Here is a 20,334-nt window from a genome sequence, read left to right on the forward strand (position 1 = left end):
CCGCGTCCGGGCCGCCGTCGGGACCGACTCGGCGGCCGGGGCTCAGCTCGACAGGCCGCCGCAGGCGACCCCGTCGATCGTGCACGCCGTCGGCGTCGCGCCGACCACCGCGCCGTTGACCCGGAAGGTCACCCGCGTCGAGGCGCTGCCCGGCACCTGCCCCACGCTGCCGTCCGGCACGAACGTCCACACCGCGCCGTCCTGGGTGGCCCGCGCGCCCTCGACCGCGCTGACCCGCAGCGACTCCCGGGGCAGCGTGATGGTCAGCGTCCACCGCGTCGCCGGCACCGGCCCCGGATTGCTGATCGTCACGGTCGCGCCGTAGCTGAGCAGCGCGTTGTCCTCGACGACGAAGTCGGCGGCGAGGGCGGCCGGGGTCGGGGAGGCCGACGAGGGGGTCACGGCCGGCGCGCTGGACGGCGGCTCGACGGGTGGCGGCGCGGCGCTGGCCGAGGGCGACCCCACGGTGGTCGGGCTGGTGGCGGCCGGCTGTGCCTGCCCCCGGGGCGTACCGGGGCCCGGCGTGCCCAACTGGTCCACCGACGGGGGCGCGTCCAGGGTCACCGGCGCGAGCCGCTCCGGGGTACGCACCACACTGACGATCGAGACCACCGTCGCCACCACCACCCCGAGCGCCGCGAATACGGCGACCCAGGTGGCCCGCGACACGTCGGCCCGGCCGGTGACCACCCGCCGTGCGGCTGCGGCAGCGGCCACGATCCGGTCCAGCAGAATGATCGCCACAGTACGCCGTGGCTGCGGCGGTGTTGCCGGCACTGCCTGTCTCCCCTTCACTTCGTCGCCGGACGCCCGCCCGCGACCGCTCGGTCGCGGTGGCACCCGAGCGGTCACAGGGCGCGCAGCCCGACGAGTATCGACTCGAGCAGCTCCTGCGACGGCAGATCCGACAGCGACGGCGGTTCGTGCGTCTCGACCAACCCCGCCCCCAGCAGGTCACCGAGGAGGACCCGAACGGTGCCGAGGGGCAGATCCAGCTCGGCGCTGACCTCAGCCACCGACACTGGATGGTGACACAGCTCGACGATCCGCGCCTGTTCGGGGAAGAGCGACGTGGGCGACGTCGCCGACCGCCGCGCGACGACCAGCGAGATCAGGTCGAATCGGCCGCGCTCGGACGTCGTACGCCCACCGGTCATCGTGTACGGACGGGCGACCGGGCCGGCGTCGTCGTCGTACCACGCCTCGTCAGCTGAGCCGGCGCTGGGCACCAGAATCTCCGCTCCTCGCCGCGGCGGCGGTCTCCAGGCGGATCGGCAGGTGCCGTTCGGCCTGCCCGACGAAGAGCGCGACCTCGTACGCCATGTCGCCCACCTCGACCTCGTCGCCGGAGATCCGCACGGTCAGGATGGTCCCGTTCGAGATGGTGGCGACGAAGAGGAACGCCCGCGACATCTGCACCACGATCTGGCGCAGCCCGCCCGCGTCGCACGTCCGGGTGGCGGCCAGTCCCAGCGCCAACAGGCCGGCGACGATCCCGGAGATCTCTTCGGCCAGCTTCGCCTGCACCTGCCGGGAACCGCCGAGCGGGAGCCCGTCCGGGGAGAGCACCACGGCGAACTCCGCACCGCGTACCCGGTCCACCAGGCGGTCCAGCGCGCCGGTCAGGCTGTCCTCGGTGACCACTGCGTGCGTCATCGATGTCTCCTCGTTGTTCTCGTGATCGGCAGCTCGACGGTCTCGGGGCCGGCGTTGCCGGGGCCGGGCACGGGCGCCCCGGATTGGCGGATCCGCATCGGCAGCCCGTCGGCGCTGCCCGTCGGCCTCGCGTCCGGCACCTCGACCGCTCCGGGCAGCGGCCGGTACGCGGGCCCCGGCGACGTCGCGTCCGGGCCGCCGGTCACGGTGACCAGCTCGGCCGGCAGGTGCACGATGGCAGCCGTCCCGCCGCGTCGGCTGGGCCGCAGGACGACCCGGGCACCGCACCGGGCGGCCAGCAGGGCGACCGCGTACAACCCTCCGGCGTCGCTCGGCGGGTCGTTCGGCGGGCTGGCGAGCAGACGGTTCGCCTCGTCGAGCGCGGTGGCGTCGAGGCCGGGACCGTCGTCGACCACCACGATCGCGCAGCCGTGTGGCCGGTGCTCGCCGGTGACCCGGACCGTGGTGTCGGTCGTCGAGAAGGTCAGAGCGTTCTCGATCAGCTCGGCCAGCAGGTGCACGACGTCCGTGACGGCGGGGCCGGCGAGCGACCACGGCCAGTGCGGCGCCACCAGGACCCGGTGGTACTCCGGCACCTCGGCGACCGCGCCGCGCGTCACGTCGAGCAGGGGGACCGGGCGTCGCCAGCGGCGCGCGGGCCGCGCCCCGGCGAGGGTGATCACCTTTTCCACGTTGCGGCGGATACGGGTGGTGAGATGGTCGAGCTGGAACAGCTCGTCGGCCTCCGCGGCGTCCTGCTCCCGCCGCTGCATCGCGTCGAGCAGGTCGAGCTGGTCGCGCAGCAGAACCTGGTTGCGCCGGGTGATCCCCAGCAACAGGTCGGCCGCGTGACGTTCCCGCGCCGGCCCGCCACCCTGCTGATCGCCGCCGTTCTCGGCAACCGGCGGCAGCCGGTCGACGGGTGCGGTCGGCGGTTCCGACCGAGGCTCGTCGGCGCCCGGCGGCGTCTCGTGCTCGGGCCCGCGGCGTACGGCCCTGGCCCAGCCCAACAGCACCGCGATTACGGCGATCAGCCCGAGACCCACCACCACGCCGGTCCGCCCCACGATCACCGCGGCGCCGGGTGTGGCCCGTTCGACGCTCGCGCGGGCGGTCGTCGTCACCAGCTCGTGCAGCGCGCCGAGGGCGGCGTCCGCCGCCGCGCGCCACTTCTGCGCGCTGACCCCACGCAGCGCGTCGACCCGGTCCGTGCGCAGCAGCGTGTCCTCCACGGCGAGCAGGCCCGCGAACTCGGGTCCCGCCACGAGTCGCTGGTACGCGCCCTGGCCGTCGCCCGGCAGGCCGGCCGTCGCCTCGGCCCGGGCGTACCGCTGGACGGCCACCAGCTCGACCAGCCGGCGGCGCTCCTCGACGCCCAGTCGACCGCTCAGGACGGCCGCCGTGACCAGGGTGTCCTCCCGGGCCAGCAGCTCACGGGCACGGGCCAACGCGATCACCGCGCGGGTGTCGACCGCCAGCCTGCTCTCGTGCGCGCCCCACTCCGGTCCGTACACGTCGAAGGCGGCGTCGACGAGCTGGTCGTACCCGTCGACCGCGCCCGCCTGGTCGAGCTGCCTGTCGTCCACCCGGGACCGGATCGCCCCCAGCCCGTTCAGCCTCCGGACCAGGGTCTCGGCCCGGTCGCGGACCGCCCCCGCGCTGAGCAGGCGCAGGTCGTGTCCGTCTCCGAACGCCCGGACCTGCGCCGCTGCCACGTCGGTCGCCGCCCGCGCCCCGGCCAGCGTGGCCCCTGCGGGCGCGGCGTCGGCCAGCGTCTCGGCGGTCGCCCGGCGCTCGGTCTGCAGGCTCAGGACCAGCCGGTCGATGGGCTGGCCCAGGGTGTCGGCCAGGGCCCGCACCCGCAGCAGGTCGAGGGCGTCCTGGCCGGTCAGACAGGCTGCGTACGACCACAACGCGAGCAGCACCGCCGCCGTCGCGACGAGCCGGACCCCAGGTCGTCGTGCGCGCGTCACGTGGCGCTCCGCCGGGTGCGCCGGCTCATCGGGCCGACCGCTGCGGCCACGGCTGCCCGGCGGCGTCGCTGGCCCGGTCGGCGACCATGGTCCGCAGCAACGCCAGCAGCTCCGCCCGATTGGCGCAGTGCAGCCGGTTGCGCATGCGCGCCACGTGGTGCTCCACGGTCTTGGCCGAGATGAAGAGCCGGTCACCGATCTCCCGGTAGGTCAGCCCGGCGAGCACCAGCTCGGCCACCTCGTACTCGCGGTCGCTCAGCCCCTGCTGGGTGGGGCCGGCCGCGGTGGCGGCCGGCGTGGCGGTCGCGCCGTCGATCGGGCGCTGCCCACCGGTCGCGCCGGCCGCCCGACCCTGGAGCACCCGGGCGCACTCGAGCAGGGTGGTCATCGCCCGTCGGTCCGCGGTGCGGATCGCGGCCTGACCGGCGAGGCGGGCGCCGTCCCAACACAGTCCGGTGTCGTGCAGGCCCCGGGCGGCGGCCTCGACCCGTACCGGGTCGACCACACCCCGTAGCACCTCGACCCAGCTCTCGGCGGCCGCGGCGACCACACCGGCGTAGCGGCTGTGCTCGGCGGCGGCGAGCAGGGCGGCGACGTGGTCGTCGGCGGCCGTCGGCTCGCCGGTCAGGATGGCGGCGTGCAGGCCGCTCCAGTGCAGCGGGACGCTCCACAGCGTCGGTGTGTCGAGCCGTTCGAGCAGGGTGGCGCCCTCCCGCAGGTAGGGCGCCAACCGGGCCACGTCACCGAGCCGCGCGCCCGCGATGGCCAGTTCGCCCAGCGGCAGCAGCGTGAACAGGTCGACCCCGTGGCGGACCACCGCCTCCAGCGCCTGGCCCCACCCCCGCTTGAGCGCGCCGAGGTCGCTGGTGCGCCGGGCGATGCCCATCCGCAGCGCGGCGGCGAAGAGCAGGTCGCGGGATTCCAACGGGCGTTCGTCGGCGGTGACCGTGGCGAGGCGCTCGGCGGCGGCGAGCGTCTGACCTCGAACCATCAGGATCCAGGCCTGCAACAGCCGATGCCGGCGGGCCATCAGCGGGCCGCCGACACCGCCGGCCTGCGCGCGGTGCAGGACCCGCTCGGCGATGTCCAGCTCGCCACAGTGCACGGCGGTCAGCGCGGCCAGCGCCGCCGGACTGTCCGGCAGGAGGGCCGCCCGACCGTCCGGTTCCAGCAGGGCGGCGGACTGCACGAGCGCGGAGAGCGCCGCGCTCGGCGTGCCGGTGACGCCCTCGCGTACTCCGTCGGCCATCAGCCGGGCGGCGCTGGCGTGCAGGGTGGGCGGTGCGCCGGTGGGCTCGTCCACGCGCGGCCCGTCGGCGGTCAGGTCGCCGATGGCGAACCCGCCCACGGCGGCGAACGCCACCGACGAGGCGGTGCCCGACCACCGGTACAGCTCGACGCTGCGGCCGGCGTGGCCCCGGTGCGCCAGCGCGGTCGCCGCCACCGCGGCCGCCTCGGCGCGGACCGCCGGGTCGGCGGTGGTCAGCAACCGGTCCGCCAGGCGCAGCGCGTCGTCGAGGTCACCGGCGAGCGCGGCCGCGAGAGCCTGGCGGGCGCCGGTCGGGTGCCCGGCCGCGGTGGCGGCGGCGAACAGCTCGGCGGCGAAGGCCGGCTCGTCGGCAAGCGCCTCCTGGGCCGCCGCGGCGAGTGTCGGGGCCGGACAGTCGCCGAGGACGCCCACCGCGAGCAGCGAGCGGACCAGCGGTAGCACCGGACCACCCCGGGCGAGCTGCAACTCGGTGAGGCGACGCCAGACGGCGCTGCGCTCGGTGGCCGGGCTGAGCGTGGTGACGGCCCGGCGGACCAGCGGGGTGAGCCGGCCGTCCGCGCCGATCAGCCCGGCCGCCCGGGTCGTGGCGATCAGCTCGTCCACCGCCTCCGGCTCCTGATCCAGGAGCGGGCCGAGCATGGCCACCGGCAGCGGTACGCCGGCCGCGACCGCGAGCAACAGTCGTCGTACGGGGGCGGGCTGGATCTCCAGCTCCGGCGCGAACTCGAGGACGACGGGTCGGGGCGGCTCGGTCGGGGCGGTGGTCAGGCTCGGTGCCGCGCGCAGGCCGCGGGTGAGCCGCTCGACGTCGCGGGGGACGCCACCGGTCTGCGCGTGTACGAAGTCGACAAGCTCGGCGCGCTGGGTCAGCTCGGGGACGGCGGCGACGCAGGCTCCGGTCTGCTCCCGGGTGAACGGCCCGAGCAGCACGGCCTGCCCGTCGCGGCGCAGCGTGTCGACCAGCTCGGTGAGGGCTGCCGACCGGGGCCAGGGGCGGTGGGCGACGACCAGCCGGTGCCGGCGGGTGGCGACCAGGCGCAGCAGCACGCCGATCCGTTCGTCGTCGAGCAGGTGCGCGTCGTCGACCAGGATCAGGTCGTCCGGGTCGACGGGCTCGCCGGGCCCGGGAACACCCGTGCGCACGGTGACGCCGGCCCGTTGCTGGATGTTCGTCAGCTCGGTGAGCAGGGCGGTCTTGCCGTGCCCGGCGGGGCCGGCCAGGCCGACGGTGAGCGGCGCGACCGGATCGTCGGCGACCCGGTCCAACAGGGCCCTGGACGCCCGGCCCAGCACCAGTCGGGAGTCGACGAGGTTATTCATGATCATTGTGGTCATCCTTCGCGTCCCCGGCTGAGCGTCAGTGCCAGGCGGGACGCCTTCGGCAGGTCGAGGGGGAGGATCCGGACCGGCGGTCGGGGTGGCGGTTCGCCCGGATCGGTGGCGTGGTCCCGGGGTCGCCGCAGGGCCGGGAGGCTCGCCCGGCCCTCACCCGGGACCGGCGCCGGATCGCGGACCGGGGCCGGGGGTCGAGGGCGCGGCCGGGGTGACACCACCTGGCAGGCGGCGCTCGCCGCTCCGGTGGCGGCGGTGAGCTGCGCGTCCGGCTCGACCTCGACCGGCACACCGAGCGCCGTGCTGATCAGCTCGGTGACCAGCGGGATGCGGGTCGAGCCGCCGGCCAACAGGACGCCGTCGAGCTGTGTCGGCGTCAGGCCGGCGCCCTGCACGGCGCGCAGCAGGAGGTCCACGGTGGCCTGCACGGTGGGGCGGATCATCGCCTCGAACTGCGCGCGGGTCACCGGTATGCGTGCCGGACCGGTCGGCAGGCTCAACACCACGTCGGCGGCCGGCTCGACGGTCAGCGCCCGCTTGACCCGGTCGCACTCGGCCGGCAGGCCGCGCAGGGCGGCGTGGTGGTCCCGCCGCCCGATGGCGGCCAGCTCCCGGGACAGCACGGTACGGACGTGGCTGGCCAGCAGCTCGTCGAAGTCGGCCCCGCCGATCGGGTCGAGACCCTGGGGCGTGCCGAAGCTCTCGTAGGTGCCGCGCGGGGTGCGCCGGACCAGGGCCGCCTCGAAGCTGGCGCCGCCCAACGCGTAAACGGCCGCCGTGGTGCCCGCGAAGCCACGCGCCGCGTGACTCTCCGCGACCGTGACCGTACGGGGGAGCAGCGTCACCGTGCGCAGCCCGAGGTCGACGAGCGCGCGGCGCAGCAGCTCCCGGCGGTACGGCCGCCAGCCGGCCGGGTGACTGAGCACCACCGCCTCGGCCGGGCCGCCTTCCGCGGCGTGCGCCTGCTCCACCACCCAGGCCGCCAACTCCGCCGTGAGGGTCTGCGGCGCGCACGCCTCGCCACCGAGCAGCAGGGGCACGTCGTCACCGATCCGGCGGACGAAATCCCTGCTGGTGCGACTGCCGTCGTCGGTCGCGGGCCCGCCGATGTGCAGCGCGCCGTCCTCGGCCAGGTGCAGCACCGACGGTACGAGCGGCGAGCCGGCGTTCAGCGGGACAGCCTCCGGACGCGTCCAGGTCCGGCCGTCGCGCCGAGCGACGGCGGCGGCGGTGTTGGTGCTTCCGATGTCTATCCCCAGGACGTACGGCATCCGTCTCTTCTCTTTCCGCGAGTGGCCGGCTGATGGCGATGGCGTCGGCGCTGTCCGGCGACCCACCCCCGGCGAAACCCGCGGGCCCCTACGTTCGTACCAGAGATCACTGCGTGGTCGGCACCCTAATCTGACCGGGACGGTTTCCCCCAGTCCCCCTAACGGGGGAGCCGGCGAACGCCCTAACGCGGCGTGATCGATTGCGGGCGCAGCCCCGATGTCCGGGGCCGCCCCCCGCCATAGCGTTCCTCTCGACGAACGACGGTCGCCGATGCCAATCCGAGGAGAACCGGCACATGGACTCGCAACAGACCCTCCACGACTTCGTGCTCGACCTGCTGACCAACCCCGACGCGCGGTCGGCGTTCGACCTCGACCCGGAGGGCGCGCTGCACGCCGCGGGGCTCAGCGACATCACCGCCGCCGACGTGCAGGACGTGGTGCCGCTGGTGGTCGACTACGCGCCGGGGCAGGGCCTCGCGCCGCTGGCCCCGGTGGTCGGGCAGCTCGGCTTCGACCCGCTGGTGACCGACGCCACCGACGTGGTCGGTCAGTTGCAGAGCGTGGCGCAGCAGATCAGCGTCACCAGCTCGCCGTCCGGTGTGGACGTCAAGGCCGGTGTGCTCGGCGCCATCGCGGTCGACCCGTCGACCGTCGCCGCCGGGGTGAGCGTGCTGCCGGGTGTCGGCCTGGGTGTCGGGCCGAGCGGCCTCGACACCGACCTGACCGGGGTGTCCGACGTGGCGCACACGCTCGACGCGGACGTGGTGCAGCCCGTCGACGGGATCGTCGACCCGGTGCTCGGCGGCGCGACCGGCACGGTCGGCGACCCGACCGGCGTGCTCGGCGTCACCGACCCGGTGCTCGGCGGCGACGTGACCGGTGGCGTCCTCTCCGGCGTGCACGGTCAGGTCGACGGCATCGTCGGCTCCCTCGGTGTCCACGACACCCTGGGTGGCCTGGGCCTCGGCGAGGGCGCCGTCGGCGGCGTGGTGCCGCCGGTGGACGTTCCGTCCGTGGTGGGCGGTGTCACGCACCACGTGGACAGTCTCCTTCCCGGGGTCACCGGCACGGTCGGCGACGTGACGGGTGGGCTCACCGACGGTGTGACCGGCGACTCGCACGACGGGGGGCCCGCCTCGTCGGACCACGGGTTGCTGGGCATCACCGGCGGTCTGCTCTGACGGGATTTTCCGTCGGAAGCGGGGGGTCGGGTCGCGTCGAGCGGCCCGGCCCTTCCCGGTTTCCTCTCCGACACCTCTTGCTAATTAAGCCGAAATCCGCACACTTGGTGCGGTGATGGCGGGGATCTGGCTGGATGTACTGGACGAGATCGCCCGGACGTGTACGACACACGGTCGCGGCGATCTGCTGCAGACGGTCCGGCAGAAGCGTGCCCAACTGCTCGAACCGACGTTGCGGGTCCTGGTCGTCGGCGAGCCGAACCAGGGCAAGAGTCAGCTCATCAACGCGATCATCAACGCGCCGGCCTGCCCGGTCGGGGACGGTCGCACCACGGTCCTGCCGACCGTGGTGCAGCACGCCGAATCCGCCTGCGCCACGATGGTCCAGGCGTCGGCCGGACGACCCGCGGGAGGGCCGGCGGTGACGCTCGCCGAGCGGACCTCCCTGGCGCTCGACCAGGTCGCGGCCGGCGTGTCCGGCGCGGTCGGGCGTCGGCCGGGGGGCGGTCCGGCGTACGTCGAGGTCGGCCTGCCCCGGGCGCTGCTCGCCGCCGGACTCGTGCTGGTGGACACTCCGGGTACCGACGAGGTCACCGCGCTCGGCGCGGCCGTGGAGGTGGCCGCCTCGACCCGCGCGGACGCCGTGCTGCTGGTCTCCGACTCCACGAGGGAGCTCTCGGTGGCCGAGCTGAACATGCTGCTGCACGTCATGCGCTCGCAACCGAACGTGGTCGTGGTGCAGAGCAAGACCGACCTGGTGGCGGACTGGCGGACGGTCGCCGAGCGCAACCGGCAACACCTCGCCGATGCCGGCGTCGCGGCGCCGCTGATCCCGGTGTCGGCGACGCTGCGGCTGCGCGCGGCGGCGGCCGACGACCGTGGTCTCAACGCCGAGTCCGGCTTTCCGGCGCTGATCGCCCGCCTGCAACGGGACCTGGCCGGCAAGGCCGACCACCTGGCGCGGGCGTCGGTGCAGGCGGTGGCCCGTACGGTGGTGGAGCAACTGGCCGCGCCGCTGCGCGCCGAGTTGGCGACGCAGGAGGCGGCGGAGCAGTCCGGGCCGATCTCGCGGCTGCACGCGGCCCAGCGGGAGGTCGACGAGCTGCGGCGCTGCTCGACCCGCTGGCAGAACACCCTCAACGACGAGATGGCCGACCTGCTCTCCGACATCGAGTACGACCTGCGGGACCGGACGCGCCAGATCCTGCGGGCGGTCGACGAGGCGTTCGATGAGGCCGACCCGCTCGTCGCCTGGGACACCTTCGACGAGTGGCTGTCACGCAGCCTGGTCGAGGCCGCGGAGGCCAACCACGAGTGGCTGGTCCAGCGCTGCGACTGGATCGCCCGCCGGGTGGCCGCCCACTTCAACCGGTACGGCTACGACGTGCTGCCGCCCTGGTCGATGACGATGCCGGAGGATCTCGGCGACCGGCTGCCGGACCTGGAACGGCCGCGGATCGACCGGTTCACGACGGGTCAGAAGCTGTTCACCGGTATGAAGGGCTCGTACGGCGGCATGCTGATGTTCGGCCTCGCGACCACCCTGGCCGGGATGCCGATGATCAACCCGGTCTCGGTCGGCATCGGCGCCCTCTTCGGCGGCAAGAGCATCCGCGACGAGAGCAAGCAGATGTTGCGCCGCCGGCAGGCGACCGTGAAGACGGCCATCCAGCGGCATGTCGACGAGTTCTTCGTCCGGATGGTCCGGGACTGCCGGGACGCCACCCGGCAGGTGCAACGGATGCTGCGCGACCACTTCACGGGTCTGACCGAGGAGTTGCAGGAGGCCATCGTGCAGTCGTTCCGCAGCGCGAAGCAGGAGGCCGACACCGACGTCGCCCTGCGCGAGCAGCGGCAGCGGGAGATCCGGTCGAAGATGACCCGCCTCGCCGCGCTCTACGAGCAGTCCCAGCACCTGACCGCCGCCCGGTCGACCCCGGTGCTGTTGGAGCCCGGGGCATGACTGTCGGGGTGCGGTTGGACGAGGCGGCCTGGGGGCTGCTGCACCAGGCGCTGGAGGTCTACCAGCACGACGCGCGGGCGGTCGGGCGGTTGCGGCACCAGATCGCGCGGTTGGAGCAGCCGCTGCGGATCGCGGTCGCCGGGCCGTGGCGTGCGGGCAAGTCGACGGTGCTCAACGCGCTGATGGGGGAGGAGGTCGCGCCGGTCGAGGGCGCCGACGGCGCGTTCACCTGGTACGAGGACGGCGCGTCGCCGGGCGCCACCGCCTACCCGGTGGGGCAGCCTCCGCAGGAGCTGACGGTGGTCAAGTCGGCGACCGGCATGCGGGTGGATCTCGGCTGGCGTGCCGGGGAGGTACGCGACATCGTGGTGCGGTGGCCGACGCGGGCGCTGCGGCAGGTGACGCTCGTCGACACCCCGGCGCTCAGCACGGTCGACGAGCAGGGGCACGCGCCGGTGCTGGACCGGGTGCTGGCCGACGCGGACGCGGTGTTGTTCCTGACCCGGGACGGCCGCGACAGCGATCTGCGGGTGTTGGAGTCCGGTCGGGACAGTGCCGTCGGGCAGGCCGCCCCGGTCAACGTGATCATGGTGTTGTCCCGGGCGGACGAGGTCGGCGGTGGCCGGATCGACGGGCTGCTCACCGCCCGACAGTTGGCCCGTCGGCACCACCGCGATCCCCGGGTGGGCGCGTTGGCCGTCAACGTGGTGGCGTGCAGTGGAGCTGTCGGCCTCGCGGGTCGGCTGCTCAGCGAGTCCGAATTCGCCGCGCTGGCGACGCTGGCCGGGGTGCCCCGCGCCGGGTTGGAGCCCCACCTGCTCTCCGCCGATCGCTTCGTCCGTGGCGACCTTCCGGTGCGCCTCGATCCCGAGGTGCGCGCGGGCCTGCTGGACCGGTTCGGCCTCTTCGGTATCCGGCTGGCCACGACGTTGGTCCGCGGTGGGTTCGACACCCGGGTGGCGATGTCGGCCGAGCTGATCCGGCGCAGCGGCCTCACCGAGCTGCGCGAGTCGATGACCCGTTGTTTCGTCGATCGGCGCGACGCGCTCAAGGCGCGCTCGGCGCTGGCCGCGGTGGAGTCCCTGGTGCGGGCCGAGCCGGTCCGGGGCAGCGACGAGTTGGTCGGCGCGATCGAGCAGATCCTGGCGGGCGCGCACGAGTTCCGTGAGTTGCGCCTGCTGGTGGCGTTGCGCAACGCCCGTCTCGGTTTCGACGCCGAGTTGGCCGCCGAGGCGCGGCGGCTGGTCGGCGGCGAGGGCGTCTCCCTGGCCGCCCGGCTCGGTGTCGAGCACGAGGCGACCACCCAACGGCTCTGGGAGACCGCCGCCGACGCCCAGTGGCGGTGGCGGGACCGGGCGGAGGATCCGCTGCTCCCACTGACCCAGCGGCGCGGTGCCGAGGTGGTCGTGCGTAGCTGCGAGGGAATGCTGGCCGAGCTGGCGGCGGGCGGTCGCTGAGCGGCCGCGAGTCCACCTGCGCCTCGCCAAGGCCGAGTAAGGAAGGGCACCTTCCTAACGCCTCGTGTATAGGAAGGTGCCCTTCCTTACGAACTGGAAGCGCTGGGCGCGTTTCGCGGCGATCAACCCATTGACAGGCCGTTGGTTGCCCGGAAACATCTGGCCAACATCCACCGGATCTGCCCTCGCTTGTCAGGCACGCCCGATGACAACGATGTCAGAGCCGGTCCACCCTCCACTGCCACCCAGACGCTCGACGTACTCGACCGGATCGAGTCGAAAGGTCCCGCCCCCATGCCGTATCTCCCCCGTACGCGCGCCGTCTCCCTGCGGATAGCCGTGGCGACAACCGCCGTCCTGCTGCCCCTGGGGATGGTCGTCGCCGCGCCGCTGGCCAGCGCCGCGCCGAGCGCCCCGCCACCGGGCGCCTTCCGTTCCTCGTTCGAATCGGCCGACCCGCAGCCCGCCCCGAGCACCGTCGAGGTCGACCGCTCCGGTCGGCCCGTGCAGGGCAACCTCAGCGGATCGAGCGACGCGAACCTGCCCGGCAGCCTGCTCGGCCAGGTCGAGGCCGTCACCGCGAGCGCCCAGAACCCGCCGAACGAGATCGCGGCGAACCTCGCCGACGGGAAGCCGTCGACCAAGTGGCTGGCGTTCGAATCGACCGCCTGGGTGACGTACCAACTGGCCAAGCCGGCGGTCGTCAAGCGGTACGCGCTGACCTCGGCAGACGACGAGCCGGGCCGCGACCCCCGCGACTTCACCCTCCAGGGGTCCACCGACGGCAGCGCCTGGGTCGACCTGGACCGCCAGACGAAGCAGGGTTTCGCCAAGCGGTTCGCCACCAACAGGTACGGCGTCACCAACACGACGGCCTACGGCTGGTACCGGCTGGTGGTCTCCGCGAACTCCGGCGACACTCTCACCCAGCTCGCCAGCTGGGACATCAGCGACGGCTCGGACGTCCGACCGCCGGCCACGCCCATGGTCACCGAGATCGGCCCCGGCCCGGCCGGCGGTTACACGACGAAGCCGGGCGTCGGCTTCACCGGGCTGGCCGCGCTGCGCTACTACGGTGGCGCCCAGACCGGTGGCCGCTCGTACGCGACGAACAAGCTGTTCGACGTCGACATCCCGGTCGGGCCGAACACCCGCCTGTCGTACCGGATCTTCCCCGAGTTCACCGGCCAGGACGCCCGCTACCCGTCCACCTACGCCTCGGTCGACCTGCACTTCACCGACGGCAGCTACCTCAGTGGACGCTCGGCCGTCGACCAGCACGGCAACCCGCTGACCCCGGCCGGGCAGGGCGCCTCGAAGGTGCTCTTCGCCGACCAGTGGAACGCTGTCAGCGCCGACGTCGGCGCCGTCGCGCGCGGCAAGACGATCGACCGCGTCCTGCTGGCGTACGACGACCCGCAGGCCACCGAGGAGACCCTCTTCCAGGGGTGGCTCGACGACGTCGAACTGACTCCGAACCCGGCGACGATCGACGGCTCCCGGCTGACGAACTACGTCGACACCCGCCGCGGCACCAACTCCACGGGCGGGTTCTCGCGCGGCAACAACCTGCCGATCACCGCCGTACCCAACGGGTTCAACTTCTTCACCCCGGTGACCGACGCGACCTCGGACTCCTGGGAGTACGACTACCACCGCGCCAACAACGCCGCCAACCTGCCCACCTTGCAGGGCCTCGCGATCTCCCACGAGCCCAGCCCCTGGATGGGCGACCGCAACCAGATGTCGGTGATGCCGGTGGCCGGCGACGGCCCTCTCACCGGAGCACCCGCCAGTCGGGCGCTGGCCTTCCGGCACGAGGACGAGACCGCACGGCCGGACCTCTACCGGGTCGCGCTACAGAACGGCCTGGTCGCCGAGATGACGCCGACCGACCACGCCGGCATCATGCGGTTCACCTTCGGGCCGGGACCGTCGACCGGAAGTCTCGTCTTCGCCAAGGGCACCTTCACCCTCGGTACCGACAGCACGTTCACCGGCTGGGTCGACAACGGAAGCGGCCTCTCGGCCGGACGTAGCCGGATGTTCGTGTCCGGTGAGTTCGACCGCGCGCCGGCAGCCGTCACGGCGACGTCCGCGACCTTCGACGTCTCGGCGAATCGTCAGGTGACGATGCGGATCGCGACCTCGTTCCTCTCCGTCGAGCAGGCCCGTCGCAACCTCGACCTGGAGGTGACCGGCCGGACCTTCGACGCGATCCGCGACGCCGCCACCGCCGCCTGGAAGGACCGCCTCGGCCGGGTCGAGCTGCGGGGCGCGACCGAGACGCAGCTCGTCACCATGTACTCGAACCTGTACCGGCTGAACCTCTACCCGAACTCGCAGTCGGAGAACACCGGCACCGCCGCCGCCCCCCACTGGCAGTACGCCAGCCCGGTGTCCGCGCCGACCGGCACGTCGACCGCCACCCGGACCGGCGCGAAGATCGTCGACGGGCAGATCTACGTCAACAACGGGTTCTGGGACACCTACCGCACGGTGTGGCCCGCGTACTCGCTGCTCTACCCGGACGTCGCCGCGAAGATCTCGGACGGGTTCGTCCAGCACTACCGCGACGGCGGCTGGATCGCCCGCTGGTCGTCGCCCGGCTACGCCGACCTGATGACCGGCACCAGCGCGAACGTGGCCTTGGCGCAGGCGTACCTCACCGGGGTCAAGCTGCCCGACCCGCTCGCGGCGTACGACGCGGCCGTGAAGGACGCGACCGTCGCGTCCGGACGCGGCGCGGTCGGCCGCAAGGGCATCGAGACGTCGCTGTTCCTCGGCTACACGCCGACCAGCACCGGCGAGTCGGTGTCGTGGGCGTTGGAGGGGTACATCAACGACTACGGCATCGGCAACATGGCCGCCGCGCTCGCCAAGGACCCGGCCACGCCGAAGTCGCGGCGCGACCAACTCAAGGAGGAGTCCCGGTACTTCCTGGAGCGGGCCCGCAACTACGTTCACCTCTTCGACGCCAAGACGAAGCTCTTCCAGGGCCGCGACGCGGCCGGCACGTTCCTCGCCGGTGACCCGCTGGACTGGGGTGGCGTCTACACCGAGACCAACGGCTGGAACTTCGCGTTCACCGCACAGCAGGACCCCCAGGGCCTGATCAACCTGTACGGCGGGCAGAAGGCGCTGCGGGACAAGCTCGACACCTTCTTCGCGACGCCCGAGAACGCCGACCACCCCGGCGGCTACGGCGGCGTCATCCACGAGATGATCGAGGCCCGCGCGGTGCGGATGGGACAGCTCGGCATGAGCAACCAGCCGTCGCACCACATCCCGTACCTGTACGACGTCGCCGGCGCTCCGGCGAAGACCCAGGCGGCCGTGCGCGAGATCCTGCGGCGTCTCTACGTGGGCAGCGAGATCGGTCAGGGCTACCTGGGCGACGAGGACAACGGCGAGATGTCGGCCTGGTACGTCCTCAGCTCGCTGGGCATCTACCCGTTGCAGGCCGGGTCGACCCACTGGGCGATCGGCTCGCCGCAGTTCACCCGGATGACCGTCCACCGCCCGACCGGCGACATCGTGGTCAACGCCGCGAACAACAACAACCGCAACGTGTACGTGCAGAGCGTGAAGGTCAACGGCAAGAAGCAGCGCGACGTCTCCGTCGAGGTGTCCGCGCTCGCCAGGGGCGGAACCATCGACTTCCAGATGGGACCGAACCCGTCGTCGTGGGGCACCGGTCGCGACGCCACACCCCCGTCGCTGACCAGGGGCGACGCCGTACCGCAGCCGTTGCAGGACGTCACCGGGCCGGGCCTCGGCACCGCCACCGTCAGCGGCGGTCCGGACGCGTCGACGCTGTTCGACGACTCGTCCACCACCCAGCTGACGACGTCGTCGGGCACGCCGCAGATCGGCTGGACGAGCCGTGGCGGACGGCAGAAGCCGACCTACTACACCATCACCTCCGGCGCGACCGCGGGCGACCCGGCGGACTGGCGGTTGCAGGGCTCCACCGACGGCCTGACCTGGAGCACGCTGGACGCGCGGGCGGGCGAGGTGTTCCGCTGGCGCAACCAGACCCGGCCGTTCCGGATCGACAAGCCCGGACGGTACTCCCAGTTCCGCCTCGTCGTGACGAAGACGGTCGGCGCGGCCCAGCCGACCCTCGCCGAGATCGAGCTGCTCGCCGGGGGCGACCTCGACCTGGGCGGCGGTGACATCACGGTGACCGCCACCGATGGCGTGCACGCCCGCTCCGGCGCGCCCGCCACGGTGGCCCTGGCCACGGTCACCGGTGGCGTCGCCGACGACTACCGGGCCACGATCGACTGGGGTGACGGGTCACCGGCCACCGAGGGCACCCTGACGCTGAGTTCCCGGGAGGTCTACCGCGTCAGCGGCGAGCACACCTACGCCACGCCGGGCTACCACCAGGCGAGCGTCACGGTGACCGACGGCGTCGGTCAGGGCTCGGTGACGGTCGGCGTCGACGTCGCGTACGCGGCGAACTCCGGCCTCACCGCGGCGTTCGACAGCGTGTGTGTCGGCGACGAGGGCACCCTCGCGGCGGACTGCGACGCGAAGTCGTGGGCGTACTCGCGGGCGGCCCTCGCGGCGGCCGGCGTGACCCAGGGGCAGCGGCACCAGGTGCCGGGCACCGCGCTGGGCTTCACCCTGCCGCAGGTCCCGGCCGGGCAGCCGGACAACGCCACCGGCAACGGCGCGACGATCGCGCTGCGCCTGCCGGCCGACGCCAAGAGCATCTCGTTCATCGGTGCCGGTACGCAGGGCAACCAGGCAACGACCGGCACGGCGACGTTCAGCGACGGCAGCACCGCGAGCATTCCGATCCAGTTCAGTGACTGGACGCTGGGCGGCAACGCCAACGGGACGCCGTCCTACGGCAACATCGTCGTCGCGAAGTCCGCGTACCGGCTCAGTGGCACGAGCCGCGACGGCGCCCAGCCGTTCCTGTTCGCCACCACGCCGTACCAGATCCCGGCGGGTAGGACGCTGGTCTCGGTGACCCTGCCGACGCAGACCGGCGACCCGCGCTCGGCGGGCCGGATCCACGTGTTCGCCGTCGCCGACGACGGCACGCCGGCCGCCGCGCTGGTGACCGCCGCCCCGGGCGACCAGAGCGTCGACGCCGGGCAGGTCCTCACGGCGAACCTCGGATCGGTGACCGGCGGTCTTCCCGACCCGACCGGCTACCACGCCCGCGTCCAGTGGGGTGACGGCACGGTTCCGGACGACGCCACGATCGGTGCGGACGGCGCGCTGAGCGGCCGGCACACCTACGCCCGTGCGGGCGCCTACACGGTGCGCGTCACCGCGTGGGACACGGTGTCCAGCAGCACCGCGAGCTTCACCGTGACCGTCCGGCGGGCCGGGGCGGCCACCACCCTCGCGGTGTCCGGCACGCAGTCGGTCGCCGCTGGGGACGCGGTCACGGTCGTCGGCAGCGGGTTCGCCGCCGGCGAGCGGGTGACGGTGGGCCTCGCGGCCGGCACGACCCGCGAGGTGACGGTCTCGGCGTCCGCGACGGGCACGGTCCGCGCGACCGTCGCGACCTCCGGGGACACGCCACCGGGGCGGTACGCCGTCCGCGCCACCGGCGCGTCCTCCGGTACGCCGGCGACGGCAACCGTGCAGTTGACCGTGGGCTCGACGGACCCGGCCTACCAGCCGCGCCTGTCGTTGCCCACGCCGTCCGCGCCGCGCGGCACGTCGATCACGGTCGACGGCTCCGGCTTCGCGCCGAACGAGGAGATCACGGTCAGCCTCGGCGACGGCCGTCGGGTCGGCACGGTACGCGCGAACGGTGACGGCATCGTCGCCGGCGGGACCGTCGGCGTCCCGGATGCGACGGAGCCCGGGGTCACCAGCGTGACGCTGTCCGGGTCCCGCTCGGAGGCGACGGTGTCCCGACCGTTCACGGTCACCGTCACGAAGTAAGCCGGAAGCACATCAGTCGGGCGGGCCGTGCTCCAAGGCCCGCCCGACACCCGTTCCGGGCCCGCTCGACCGCGCTGCCCCGGATCTGGGGCAGCTCGACAGGAGCCGTGGTAGACCCTCGTCACCCGTTCGCCGGTGCCGGCGCCGCGTCCAGGCGGAACTGCCAGCTCGGGCCGTGGCCGGTGAGTCGGACGATCGCCAGCGGCGCGACGTCGAACTGCCGGTACGTGGCCAGCGGCAGATCCAGGGCGTGCACGAGCGCGACCCGGATCACCAGCGGGTGCGTGACGGCGGTGACCCGTCGGCCGACGTCGCGCTGCGCGTCCAGCCACCGACCGACGCGCTGGCGTACCGCGAGGATCGACTCACCGCCGTGCGGCGCGGCGTCCGGCGTGGACAGCCATTCGCGCAGCGCGTCCGGCCGCGTCGCGGCGATCTCCGCGAGGGACCGGCCCGACCAGTCGCCGTAGTCACAGTCGGCCAGGGCCGCCTCGACGGTGGGCGCGAGCCCGAGAACATCGGCGGTCTCGACGGCCGCCGCCGCGGGGCTGGACAGGCACGCCACCGCGTCGCCTGCACGACGGCCCGCAGCGGCGGGGGACAGGGCGAGGGCGGCACGCCGGCCGCCCTCGTCCAGGCTGTCGTTCCCGCCGAACCGGGCCTGCCGCAGGGCGGCGGTGTGACCGTGGGCGACCAGCCGCAGGCTGGTGGCGCTCACCCGGCCAGTCGTGCGTCGGCGACCGCGCGCTGGCGGTGCATCAGGGCGGCGAAGAGCAGGCCTATCCCGGTCCACAGCACCATCTGGGTGCCGAGCGAGGCGAGGCGGAAGCTCCACAGCAGCGTCGCGGGGAAGTCGCCGGGGACCTCCTGGAACGACGGCAGCGCCACATAGGACACGACGGTGACCAGCAGGAAACCGCCGACCGCCGCGCTGGCCCGCAGCCACACGGGCGCGCGCTCACCCACCGACCGGTAGCCGAGCGAACCGGACCAGACCGCGACCAGGCCGAGTACCACCATCAGCAGGTAGGTGACCGTGCGCTGGTTGATGGTGGACGGGTCGCCGACGGCCGGCGGATTCGGCGGGTACTTGAGGAACGGCACGATCACCGCGCCGAGCAGCGCACCGCCGGCCAGCAACAGCCCGGACCGCCCGTCGTCGGCGGTCCGCCGACGACGGGCCAGCAGGACGTACGCGCTGGCCAACAGGCCGCCCATGGCGGCGCCGAACAGGCCGGTGGCCAGGAACAGGCCGCCGCGTTGGCCGTTGCGGCCGATCAGGGCCTCCTCGCCGTGCTGGTGCCCTTCGGCGGCCTCCTCGGCGTGCTGGTGCCCGTCGGCGGCGGCCTCCGCGTGCGTGGCCGCCTCCTCGATGGCGATGGCCGCCTCGACGTGTGGTTCGCCGACGACGTAGGCGAACGTCCCGGCGATCAGGCCGGCCACCAGGCCGGCGAGCAGCCCGCGCAGCAGGACCGTGACGAACGTGGGTGCGGTGCCGGTGTCGCTCAGTGGCACGGGACACCGAGCAGGTGCCGGCCGTCGTGCATCAGCTCGTGCAGGTACATCCCGCTGCGCGAGACCGCCCCCTGATCGAAGGCGACGAGGTAGGCCAGCAGGGCGAGCACGGCGACGGTGGCCAGGACCGTCCAGAGGAGACGGGTCGGGACAGCGGGGTGCGACAGCGGCTGGCTGGACGTGGAGCTGGACATGCGTGAACGAACCTCCTCGGGGATGACGCGTCCCCATCGCAAGGCTGCGGACGACCGAGCGTCCTGGCTCGCGCCCCCCGGGCTGGGGGCCGCTCACAGTGGCGCGACCGCGCCGGATTCTCACCGGCTTCCCTCGCGTCGCCGCAGATAGTGGGTCGACCGTATCGGTGCCGGTTCGCCTCGGTCAAGCCGATGGCGACGGTCGGGGCGGCACCGCCTCGTCGGCCGGCTCCGAGCCGATCGACGAGGGTCGTCATCGGCGACCGCGACACGCCGGGACCCGACATGTGGGGTGTGACAAACGTGCTCGCCCCTATATATGGTGTCGACCGCAGCTGGTTCGTCCACTCCTGGTGAGTGGTCGAGGCAAGAGGGAACCCGGTGCAAGTCCGGGACTGTCCCGCAGCGGTGAGTGGGAACGACCGCCGTCATCAGCACTGGGCCAACGGCCTGGGAAGCGACGGCCAGTAGGTGACCGGGCAGGCCCGGTCGCGCCCGCGAGTCCGAAGACCTGCCAGCGCGCCGCGTACCCGACCCTCGGGTGCGCGGCGGTCCGAGGCCGCGCGGAACGGCTGACGCCACCTCGCCCACGCCCGCGCT

The 20,334-nt window shown here is 73.5% G+C and carries 13 protein-coding genes and 2 riboswitches; of the genes, 4 read left to right on the top strand and 9 right to left on the bottom strand.

Annotated elements, in window-relative coordinates; genetic code table 11:
• Nucleotides 1-42: 42 nt before the first annotated feature.
• The 6 genes from AB0B55_RS16705 to AB0B55_RS16730 all read right to left on the bottom strand — a co-directional run bounded on the left by AB0B55_RS16705 (nucleotide 43) and on the right by AB0B55_RS16730 (nucleotide 7,502).
• The gene (locus AB0B55_RS16705) at nucleotides 43-744 is read right to left on the bottom strand and encodes a cellulose binding domain-containing protein (RefSeq protein ID WP_357121225.1); all 702 of its coding nucleotides are present in this window, start codon (nucleotides 742-744) and stop codon (nucleotides 43-45) included.
• 104 nt (nucleotides 745-848) lie between these two features.
• Nucleotides 849-1,229: a DUF742 domain-containing protein gene (locus AB0B55_RS16710; protein ID WP_357121228.1), complete on the bottom strand. Its 381-nt coding sequence runs from the start codon at nucleotides 1,227-1,229 to the stop codon at nucleotides 849-851.
• On the bottom strand, nucleotides 1,207-1,656 hold the full coding sequence (locus AB0B55_RS16715) for a roadblock/LC7 domain-containing protein (RefSeq protein WP_357121231.1): 450 nt from the start codon (nucleotides 1,654-1,656) through the stop codon (nucleotides 1,207-1,209). The genes AB0B55_RS16710 and AB0B55_RS16715 overlap by 23 nt, the downstream gene beginning before the upstream one ends.
• Nucleotides 1,653-3,629 (bottom strand): nitrate- and nitrite sensing domain-containing protein, encoded by a 1,977-nt coding sequence (locus AB0B55_RS16720; RefSeq protein ID WP_357172115.1) that lies wholly within the window; start codon nucleotides 3,627-3,629, stop codon nucleotides 1,653-1,655. The genes AB0B55_RS16715 and AB0B55_RS16720 overlap by 4 nt, the downstream gene beginning before the upstream one ends.
• Before the next feature lie 25 nt (nucleotides 3,630-3,654).
• Nucleotides 3,655-6,225: a LuxR C-terminal-related transcriptional regulator gene (locus AB0B55_RS16725; RefSeq protein WP_357172116.1), complete on the bottom strand. Its 2,571-nt coding sequence runs from the start codon at nucleotides 6,223-6,225 to the stop codon at nucleotides 3,655-3,657.
• Nucleotides 6,226-6,230: 5 nt separating this feature from the next.
• On the bottom strand, nucleotides 6,231-7,502 hold the full coding sequence (locus AB0B55_RS16730) for an Hsp70 family protein (RefSeq protein ID WP_357172117.1): 1,272 nt from the start codon (nucleotides 7,500-7,502) through the stop codon (nucleotides 6,231-6,233).
• Nucleotides 7,503-7,798: 296 nt separating this feature from the next.
• On the opposite strand from AB0B55_RS16730, the gene AB0B55_RS16735 reads away from it, so the two are divergent.
• From AB0B55_RS16735 to AB0B55_RS16750, 4 genes are all read left to right on the top strand, one after another.
• Nucleotides 7,799-8,686, top strand: a complete 888-nt coding sequence (locus AB0B55_RS16735) for an IniB N-terminal domain-containing protein (RefSeq protein ID WP_357121244.1) — start codon at nucleotides 7,799-7,801, stop codon at nucleotides 8,684-8,686.
• A gap of 115 nt (nucleotides 8,687-8,801) precedes the next feature.
• Nucleotides 8,802-10,649, top strand: a complete 1,848-nt coding sequence (locus AB0B55_RS16740; RefSeq protein ID WP_357122157.1) for a dynamin family protein — start codon at nucleotides 8,802-8,804, stop codon at nucleotides 10,647-10,649.
• A complete protein-coding gene (locus AB0B55_RS16745; RefSeq protein ID WP_357121248.1) occupies nucleotides 10,646-12,106 on the top strand; it encodes a GTP-binding protein in 1,461 nt (486 codons plus the stop codon). Before AB0B55_RS16740 ends, AB0B55_RS16745 begins: the two co-directional genes overlap by 4 nt.
• 294 nt (nucleotides 12,107-12,400) lie before the next feature.
• Nucleotides 12,401-18,025 (top strand): GH92 family glycosyl hydrolase, encoded by a 5,625-nt coding sequence (locus AB0B55_RS16750; RefSeq protein ID WP_357172118.1) that lies wholly within the window; start codon nucleotides 12,401-12,403, stop codon nucleotides 18,023-18,025.
• A 121-nt stretch (nucleotides 18,026-18,146) separates the two neighbouring features.
• Here the strand turns inward: AB0B55_RS16750 and AB0B55_RS16755 are convergent, their stop codons facing one another.
• From AB0B55_RS16755 to AB0B55_RS16765, 3 genes are read right to left on the bottom strand one after another with little or no spacing between them, the layout of a single operon-like run.
• The gene (locus tag AB0B55_RS16755; protein WP_357172119.1) at nucleotides 18,147-18,743 is read right to left on the bottom strand and encodes a histidine phosphatase family protein; all 597 of its coding nucleotides are present in this window, start codon (nucleotides 18,741-18,743) and stop codon (nucleotides 18,147-18,149) included.
• Nucleotides 18,740-19,540: a CbtA family protein gene (locus tag AB0B55_RS16760; protein WP_357172120.1), complete on the bottom strand. Its 801-nt coding sequence runs from the start codon at nucleotides 19,538-19,540 to the stop codon at nucleotides 18,740-18,742. Before AB0B55_RS16760 ends, AB0B55_RS16755 begins: the two co-directional genes overlap by 4 nt.
• Nucleotides 19,531-19,734, bottom strand: coding sequence for a CbtB domain-containing protein (locus tag AB0B55_RS16765; RefSeq protein WP_357172121.1), 204 nt, complete (start codon nucleotides 19,732-19,734; stop codon nucleotides 19,531-19,533). The genes AB0B55_RS16760 and AB0B55_RS16765 overlap by 10 nt, the downstream gene beginning before the upstream one ends.
• A 58-nt stretch (nucleotides 19,735-19,792) precedes the next feature.
• Nucleotides 19,793-19,866, bottom strand: a riboswitch (cobalamin riboswitch).
• A 187-nt stretch (nucleotides 19,867-20,053) separates the two neighbouring features.
• Nucleotides 20,054-20,268, top strand: a riboswitch (cobalamin riboswitch).
• The last annotated feature ends 66 nt before the right edge of the window (nucleotides 20,269-20,334 follow it).

Origin of the sequence: Micromonospora sp. NPDC049107, from assembly GCF_040648595.1 — a bacterium.
In the GTDB taxonomy this organism is placed as follows: domain Bacteria; phylum Actinomycetota; class Actinomycetes; order Mycobacteriales; family Micromonosporaceae; genus Micromonospora.

Bases quoted from the DNA above. Each gene is read 5' to 3' on its own strand.
- AB0B55_RS16715 (WP_357121231.1), bottom strand. From the start codon at position 1,656: ATGACGCACGCAGTGGTCACCGAGGACAGCCTGACCGGCGCGCTGGAC.
- AB0B55_RS16725 (WP_357172116.1), bottom strand. From the start codon at position 6,225: ATGATCATGAATAACCTCGTCGACTCCCGACTGGTGCTGGGCCGGGCG.
- AB0B55_RS16730 (WP_357172117.1), bottom strand. From the start codon at position 7,502: ATGCCGTACGTCCTGGGGATAGACATCGGAAGCACCAACACCGCCGCC.
- AB0B55_RS16735 (WP_357121244.1), top strand. From the start codon at position 7,799: ATGGACTCGCAACAGACCCTCCACGACTTCGTGCTCGACCTGCTGACC.
- AB0B55_RS16740 (WP_357122157.1), top strand. From the start codon at position 8,802: ATGGCGGGGATCTGGCTGGATGTACTGGACGAGATCGCCCGGACGTGT.
- AB0B55_RS16745 (WP_357121248.1), top strand. From the start codon at position 10,646: ATGACTGTCGGGGTGCGGTTGGACGAGGCGGCCTGGGGGCTGCTGCAC.
- AB0B55_RS16750 (WP_357172118.1), top strand. From the start codon at position 12,401: ATGCCGTATCTCCCCCGTACGCGCGCCGTCTCCCTGCGGATAGCCGTG.
- AB0B55_RS16765 (WP_357172121.1), bottom strand. From the start codon at position 19,734: ATGTCCAGCTCCACGTCCAGCCAGCCGCTGTCGCACCCCGCTGTCCCG.